Annotated in this window: 3 protein-coding genes and 1 pseudogene; 3 read left to right on the top strand and 1 reads right to left on the bottom strand. The window is 65.6% G+C overall.

The genetic code is table 11. The features are described from left to right. Positions 1-2,328 (bottom strand): Calx-beta domain-containing protein (locus E1J50_RS28330; RefSeq protein WP_281024560.1); only part of this gene is annotated, 2,328 nt, incomplete at its 3' end. A gap of 476 nt (positions 2,329-2,804) precedes the next feature. Between E1J50_RS28330 and E1J50_RS28060 the strand changes: the two are divergent. The 3 genes and pseudogenes from E1J50_RS28060 to E1J50_RS11855 form a co-directional block, all read left to right on the top strand. Further along, positions 2,805-3,089: pseudogene (locus E1J50_RS28060) on the top strand (IS481 family transposase); the annotation flags it as partial. A gap of 795 nt (positions 3,090-3,884) precedes the next feature. Next, the gene (locus E1J50_RS27810) at positions 3,885-4,106 is read left to right on the top strand and encodes a site-specific integrase (RefSeq protein ID WP_245516542.1); all 222 of its coding nucleotides are present in this window, start codon (positions 3,885-3,887) and stop codon (positions 4,104-4,106) included. A 724-nt stretch (positions 4,107-4,830) separates the two neighbouring features. Then, complete coding sequence (locus tag E1J50_RS11855; protein ID WP_132253791.1) at positions 4,831-8,202, top strand: polysaccharide deacetylase family protein; 3,372 nt, start codon at positions 4,831-4,833, stop codon at positions 8,200-8,202. The last annotated feature ends 1 nt before the right edge of the window (position 8,203 follow it).

The raw sequence follows: 8,203 nt of genomic DNA, 5'->3' as shown, positions 1-8,203 counted from the left end.
GTCCTGCACCGGGGTGACCGTGAAGCTGGCGCTGCTCGCCCCAGGGATGAAGTTCAGCACCCCACTACTGGGCAGATTAGCCACCGTATAGTCGCTGTTGGTCGCGGTGCTGCCAGAGAAGTCGATCGCCACCGATCCAGCCTGGCTCAGATCGCCGGTGCGGTTCACTGTGTAGGTGATCTTGGTGCCAGTGCCTTCGCCCACCGAAGCTGGTGCAACCGCGATGGTGTAGCTCGGGGGAGCCAGGGCATCGTCATCGACGATCGTGGCCGTGGCGGAGCTCGTCGCCCCCGGCGTGCCGCCGCCGGTGATCGTACCAAGCTTCGCAATGACGGTCTCGTTCGACTCGACCAGGTTGTCCTGCACCGGGGTGACCGTGAAGCTGGCGCTGCTCGCCCCAGGGATGAAGTTCAGCACCCCACTACTGGGCAGATTAGCCACCGTATAGTCGCTGTTGGTCGCGGTGCTGCCAGAGAAGTCGATCGCCACCGATCCAGCCTGGCTCAGATCGCCGGTGCGGTTCACTGTGTAGGTGATCTTGGTGCCAGTGCCTTCGCCCACCGAAGCTGGTGCAACCGCGATGGTGTAGCTCGGGGGAGCCAGGGCATCGTCATCGACGATCGTGGCCGTGGCGGAGCTCGTCGCCCCCGGCGTGCCGCCGCCGGTGATCGTACCAAGCTTCGCAATGACGGTCTCGTTCGACTCGACCAGGTTGTCCTGCACCGGGGTGACCGTGAAGCTGGCGCTGCTCGCCCCAGGGATGAAGTTCAGCACCCCACTACTGGGCAGATTAGCCACCGTATAGTCGCTGTTGGTCGCGGTGCTGCCAGAGAAGTCGATCGCCACCGATCCAGCCTGGCTCAGATCGCCGGTGCGGTTCACTGTGTAGGTGATCTTGGTGCCAGTGCCTTCGCCCACCGAAGCTGGTGCAACCGCGATGGTGTAGCTCGGGGGAGCCGCGGGACCGGTCCCGAAATCGAACTGGTCCGTCGCGGCATTGTAGGTCACCGCCGTCACGCCTGGGAGGGCGATGTCGAAGTCCTGGCCGGCCGTAAAGGTCTGATCACCGTTGACGTCGATCTGCAGGCGGCCGTCCTTGAACTGGATGTTCGAGGACGCGGAGAAGGAGGGGCCGACGGCCGTGTTGGTCGTGAGAGCTGCGAGCGTTGAGCCGTTCAGGCGCAGAAGGGCTTCCATGCCAGCCGAAAAGTCGATGTGATCGCCCGATGTGGCGACAATCGTGTCCGACTGGCCGGCCCCCACGTCGCTGCCGAACGCTGCCGCGAGGTAGCGATAGGTGTCGTCGCCGGCGCCGCCGTCAGCGGTATCGTTTCCGGCCCCGCCGATCAGGATGTCGTTGCCGCCACCGCCTGTGAGCGTGTTTGCCCCCCCATTACCGGTGAGGGTGTCGTTGCCGGCGCCGCCGATCAGGTTCTCGATGCTGGTCAGGGTGTCACTGCCAGCCCCACCCGTGTTTTGCGCGGCCGTGATCGCCAGGCTCACATTCACCGCCGTGGTGGCACTGGCGTAAGACGCCGTGTCGTTGCCGTCACCGCCGTTCAGGATGTCGTTGCCCGCACCGCCTTCGAGAACATCGTTGCCTGCACCGCCGTCCAGAATGTTGTTCCCGGCATTGCCGCTCAGCTTGTCGTCGCCGGAGCTCCCGGTCAGGTTCTCGATATTGACCAGGGTGTCTATCCCGCCAGCGCCCGTGTTCTGAGCCGTGGTTAGGGCGAGGCTGACGGTCACTCCCCCTGTCTTGATGTCCGCATAGGTGGCCGTGTCGATGCCGGCACCGCCGTCGAGCCTGTCGTTGCCCAGGCCGCCGGCAAGAAGGTCGTCATCTGCTCCGCCCGACAAGGAGTCGTTTCCAACGCCGCCGAACAGGATGTCGTCCCCGCCGGCGCCCGTCATCGTGTTGTCGCCATCCGTTCCGACCAGGATGTCGGTTGCCGCGCTGCCTACGAGACCGGCCGTGAGCGAATATTCGAATGCGCCCGTGTCTTTCAGTTGTTCTACGCGTTTCACCGTGCTCGTCGAATCGTACTGTCCCTGCACGGTGACAGTATCGCCGCCGCCCGCGTCGATGACGAGATCAGAACCGGACCGAAAGAACAGCATCTGCACTGCTTTTCGGCCGGTGAAGTACAGGCGGTCGATGATGCTCTGCGAGGCGTCACCGCCTTCCTCACTGACGATGTCGGTGCCGCTCCCGACCCCGAACTGATAGGTGTCCGCGCCTTTCAGGCCTTTCAGAAGATCGTTGCCCGTTCCGGCTCCGCTTCCGACCAGCACATCTGCCGAATTCGTTCCAGTGATCGTCGCCATGTCCGGCCCTCGGTTGGTCGACAAGAGCCTCAGGCGGACGCTCTGAGGTGAGTTCATAATCCCTTCGACCGGACGAAAACAGAACAACAATTCCGGAGTAGAGCGGAGCGTCTATCCAGATCGTGATGGCACCCTCTCGATCCGCCCGAAGTCCAGAGCCCGAGAACGGACAATGAAGCTGAAACACGCAAGGGATTTCATCACTCGATGCAGCGAACATCACCGGGACAGGAAATTTGGGATTACCCGCTGTTGACTAGGTGTCGGCATCCACCAAAATGATGACACCCGCCAACAACTGTACCTTTGTGGCCCGTTCCCCCGTCACGATCCGGCGGCCGTGTGAGCCCGAATCGCGAGACCGCCTGCGGCAAGATCGGCGGGCCTATGCCCATCGATTCGCCTGAGGGACCGCGCCGGATGAGGCAGGGTTCGTCGCCCCGAGTCGGGGCTGAGGAGGCTGCGAGGGATGCGCGATCGGCCAGGTTCTCCACGGCAGCGCCCGCATGACGGAGGCGGTCCGTCGCGCACGACAGCTCCGTCAAGAGCGTGTGAGGGCCGCCCCCAGGCGCTACGGCGTCAGCCCGGCGACGATGCAGACATGGCGAGCCCGACGGACAAGGGCGGACGCGGCCATAGGGCCGAGGAGCCCCGCTCGAATGTCCTGACGCCGGAGGAGGAGGCGCTCATCGTCGCCTTCCGGCGGCTCACATGGCTGCCGCTTGGACGGCTGCCTCTATAGAAGAGGGCAAGTTCTACCTCTTCGTCGCCACGACAGAACCTGGAAGCTCGCCTTTGCAAATCTGGAGGCGGAGGCCAACCGCTACAGGGCATCAGACTTCTCACGTGCGCTGCGGCCCATGATGCGGCCCTCTACCGGCAGGTGGCGGATCCAACAGTCGTTACGATCTTCTGAGGCCCCGCGACGGGGGTGGGCCGCGCCGGCGCGGTTCGAACTATCCGGACTAGCCATTCGTGATTACTGTGTCCTTGTGGCGGACTGCAGACCGTACGTGTATAGTCTCGCCCTGGTACGGTTGATCAAAGGCATGTCCATGAAACATCCGATCTTCAGTCCGATAACGAACTCACACACGTCCGGCGATCGGAGTGTCGCGTTCAGCCCGTACTTCCCGAATGCTGGACAGGATATCGCGAGCAAGACCAAAACGACGTTCTTCTGCCCTTACTTCCCCGTTCAGATGCGGACGGAGACAGGCGGCTGGCCGCTCGAAGCCCCGGCGGCCCCGAAGCGGAGCCCGTAGGAGACGACCGCGAGGCGAAGTGCATACGCAAGATTCCCGTTCGGTCTGAGCCGTACGAGTCTGGGGCGGTACGCCGAGGCAGGCAGGGGTGTCGCGACGGCGATACCGCACGGCAGGTTGATCCGGCCGGTGGCGCTCCTCCGCGAGTGGCTGGAAGCGGCCGGCATGAGGGACGGGCCCGTGTTCCGTCCCATCTCGCGCTCGGGAGAAGTCCGCGGCGCATTCACAGCGGGTTCGCACTGTAGCGCGCTCAACACCGTCAAGCCGCCCCCACGCGTCACGACGCAGGCCATGGCCGACATCGTGAAGACGTGTGCGACCGCTGCCGGCCTCGACGCCCCGACCTTCGGGGCCCGCAGCCTGCGGGCCGGCTACATCACGACAGCGGCCGAGCGGGGAGCGGATCTCGCCCGGATCATGGATCAGTCGGGACACCGCGCTCCGCGGACGGTGCTCGGCTACATTCGCCGGGCGAACGCTTGCAAAGATCAATCGAGCAGCGGGTTTCTCTAGGACAGCGGGGTTGCCCCAAGGTGATCCTGCGTAGCTCTTCCGGGTAAGACCGTAGGTCTGCGGCCTCCAAACAGGATGGAAGATGGCGGGCTTGGGAGCGGCGGAGGAGCGCGACCGCACCGGCATCGGCTTCATTTCAGCGATGGTGTGCAGGTGAATTCCAAAAGCCGCTCCGGCAGAAGCCGTAAAGCGGCGCGTGTGTTCAGAAGCGCCGCAGCCGAGAGCGAGCGACAGGCGCGCTGCGGACAGGGCAGCGATCAAACTGTGAAATCAACGGGGAACCGGGCTCGTCGCTCGATCAAGAGCAGGGGAAGCGGCCGAATGGATCTCATCCAATGTCGGCAGGTCGAGCCGGATCATCGTCTCGAAATGCCGGAGCGATCAGCGTCGGAGCGGTCGCACTCGGAAGCACAGACGGTGATCGAGGCTAGGTTCAGCATCTTGCGCCACTTTCGGTATGCGGAGGCGCTTTGGCGGGTAGGCGGACTGTCGACCCAGATCTGTATGATGCGGCGCACTACACGTAATACTTCAGATACTTGTCAAACCTCTCGAAGATATTTTAGAATAGTACCTCTGCGCGTCCATCTACACCAAAAGATTTAACTTCGAAGCCTTGCAACATTCTGCCTTTTAACATCTGTTGCGCCGAGGCTAGGTCGCCGTTCCGGAGAATGTCGCGGTCGAACGCTGTTTGGGAGCAACAAAGGCTTAGAGATTTCGCATGCGGCCGGAGGCACGCCCTGTTTTCTACAGCGAGAGCGGCCGCCGCGCTCGCCTCACCAACGGCACGCTGCTGCTGATCTCATGTCTCGCAGCGCTCGGATTGCTGGCCCTCGTCTACGGAATGCTGGTCGCGCCGCACCTGCCGGTGCCCGCCCCGGCGCCGTCCGAGACGGCGGCACCTGAGCAGGCGGTCGTCGCGCGCCGCGTCGTCGTGACAGACCCGATCAATCCGACATCGAACCGCCAAGTTCCGGCGTCGGCGGCGCAGGCCCTGCGCCTGGCCTACCTTTCCGGGAACGCCAACGCGGTCGACGCTCTCAAGCAGCGCGCCGCCGAGCTCGACGGCGTGCTGCCGGACTGGCTGGAGTTGCGGCAGGAGGACGGGCGCATCCGCATCCAGGTCGACGGCGACAGCGGCGAGGTCGCGCAGTGGCTCAAGGCGAACGCGCCGCGGCTGCAGATCTACCCGATCATCAACAGCAGCCTGACCAAGCACGAGACGAACCTTGCCTTCGCGCTCGGCGCCGCGCGCAGCAAGATCATCACCGAGATCATCGCCTATCTGGAGGAGAACGGCTTCCCCGGGATCACGCTGCAGGTTCCGGACGGGACCCCCTTCAACGAGCGCGTCATCCTGCACTTCGTCCGCGACCTTCGGGAGCGCTTGGCCGAGCGGCAGCGGAAGCTGATCGTCATGGCGAGCCTGACGGATGGGGCAACCCGCATCGGCGATCTCGCCCGGGTCGCGGACTCCGTGCTCGTGACGACGCACGACAACGTCCAGCACGGCCGCCCGGCCCCGGTCGCGCCCCAGGGCTGGATCGAGGCGCAGCTCGCCGGCCTGTTCGCGCGCGTGGACCCGGCCAAGGTCATCGTCAGCATCGGCTCGGCCGCGTTCGACTGGGGGCCGCTCGGCCGGATGAAGCCGGTCTCCGTGCCCGCGGCCTGGATGCTGATGCAGAACGGCGGCACGCCCCTCACCTTCGACCAGCGCTCGCTCAACGCCACGTTCCGCTATCGCGACGACAAGGGGCGGCCGCACGAAGTCTGGCTGCTCGATGCGGTCACCGGCTTCAACCATCTCCGCGCAGCCCTGGCCTACAGGCCGGCGGGCGTCGCCCTCTGGGCGCTCGGCTACGAGGATTCGGGGATCTGGTCGATGCTGGGCCGAACGAGGCTCCCCGACGCGCAGGCGCTCGCCGCACTCGAGACGCTGCAGCCGGGCGGGGACTATTTCGGCACCCTGAACGCGGCCCTGGTCTCCGCAACTCCGGGCGGGCCGGGCAAGCGCAGCTTCGCCTACAACGAGCGCATCGGCCTGATCGTCGGACAGTCGATCTCGGAGGCACCCAGGCAGGCGCGCGTGGCGACGTGGTCCCCGGTCGCGAAGGACATGGTCGCACTGACCTTCGACGATGGACCGGACCCCAACTACACCGCGAGGATCCTGGACATCCTCCGCGAGAAGGGCGCGAAGGCGACCTTCTACATCGTCGGCCGCAACGCCGTGCAGGTGCCGGGGCTGCTGCAGCGGATCTACGACGAGGGGCACGATATCGGGAACCACACGTTCTCGCACGCGCGCCTCATGGATAGCGGGCGGGAGCGCATCGCCGTCGAGCTGAACATGGCTCAGCGCGTCATCGAGGCGCAGACGGGGATCCGCACGACGCTGTTCAGACCGCCGGAGGCGTATACGAGCCTCTCCTTCCTCGACAGATCGCCGCTCCTCGTCGAGGTCGCGACCGAGCTCGGCTACCAGATCGGGTCGCTCGATGCGGATTCCTTCGACTGGGCGGCCGCCTCCTTCTCAGGCGTCCGCAAGAGCCACGTCGTCGATCACGTCGTGGGCACCGTCGCGAGTGGCCGAGGCCAGATCGTGCTCATGCACGATTCCGGCGGCAACCGGCAGCTGACCATCGACGCGCTGCCCGAGATCATCGACCAGCTTCACGCGAAAGGCTTCCGGTTCGTTACCACGCACGAACTCGTCGGCAAGCCGCGCGACGCCGTGATGCCGCCGACGCGGGCGCCGAGCTTCACGGAGTTCCTGAGCACCGAAGCTTGGCGCGCCGGGTCGCAAGCGGCGTCATGGTCCGGCGATGCCCTCCCGATCATCGCCATCACGACCTCCGTGCTCGCGATCTTCCGACTGACGCTGATCATCATCGGCGCCACCGCCCACCGTCTCCGGGGCGGCCACCGGGTCGCGGCAGGGGACTGGCAGCCGCGGGGGATCGCCGTCCTGGTGCCGGCCTACAACGAGGAGATCGTGATCCTGAAGACGATCCAGACGCTCCTCGCCTCCACCATCGCGGAGCGAATCGAGATCCTCGTCATCGACGACGGATCGACGGACGGGACCGCGTCGGTGGTGCGCATGGCCTATGCCGGGAACCCCGCGGTCCAGATCCACACCAAGGCGAACGGGGGGAAGGCCGCGGCGCTCAATTTCGGTCTCCAGAAGACATCGGCCGAGATCATCGTCGCCATCGACGGCGACACGGTGCTGCTGCCCGACGCGATCGAGCACTTGGCGCTCCACTTCGCGGACCCGGCGATCGGCGCCGTCGCCGGGACCGTCTCGGTGGGCAACCGGAAGACGCTCATCACTCGCTTCCAGGCGCTCGAATACACCCTGAGCCAGAATCTCGACCGCCGGGCCTTCGAGCTCATCAACGCCATCGGCGTCGTCCCCGGTGCGATCGGCGCGTGGCGGCGGGAGGCCCTGCTTTCAGTCGGAGGCTACTCCTCCGACACGCTGGCAGAAGATGCCGACCTCACGATCTCCCTGGAGCTCGCGGGCTGGAAGGTCGTGTGCGAGCCCCGGGCCCGCGCCCTCACCGAGGCGCCCGAACGGCTCGGCGCCTTCCTCAAGCAGCGCTTCCGCTGGATGTTCGGCACCCTGCAGGTCGCCTACAAACACGCCGGCGCGAGCCTGCGGAGGCCGTGCGGGATCTCCTTCATCCTCGTCCCGAACGTCCTCCTGTTCCAGTTCCTGTTCACCCTGCTCGCGCCGCTGATGGATCTGATCCTCGTCTTCACGGTGATCACCAGCGTCGTCGACATCCTCGCGACGGGATCCAGGGGCCACGGGCACGAGACGCTCGAGCTGCTCGCGGCCTACTGGCTGATCTTCCAGATCTTCGACTGCCTCGCCGGGACCGCCGCCCTGCTCCTGCACGGGCAGTCGACGGAGTGGCGCCTGCTGCCGCTCCTCGTCCTGCAGCGGTTCTGCTACCGCCAGCTTCTCTACGCCACTGCCATCCGAACCCTGCTGACGGCCCTTCGGGGAACCTTCGTCGGCTGGGGCAAGCTCGTCCGGACCGGGAGCGTCGACCTGCCGGTCGCGCCGGCCCGAAGCCAATGAC

This window comes from Methylobacterium segetis (assembly GCF_004348265.1).
Classification (GTDB): Bacteria; Pseudomonadota; Alphaproteobacteria; order Rhizobiales; family Beijerinckiaceae; genus Methylobacterium; species Methylobacterium segetis.
Note: the sequence above shows the minus strand (reverse complement) of the source record. Positions and strands in the feature narration are given on the sequence as shown.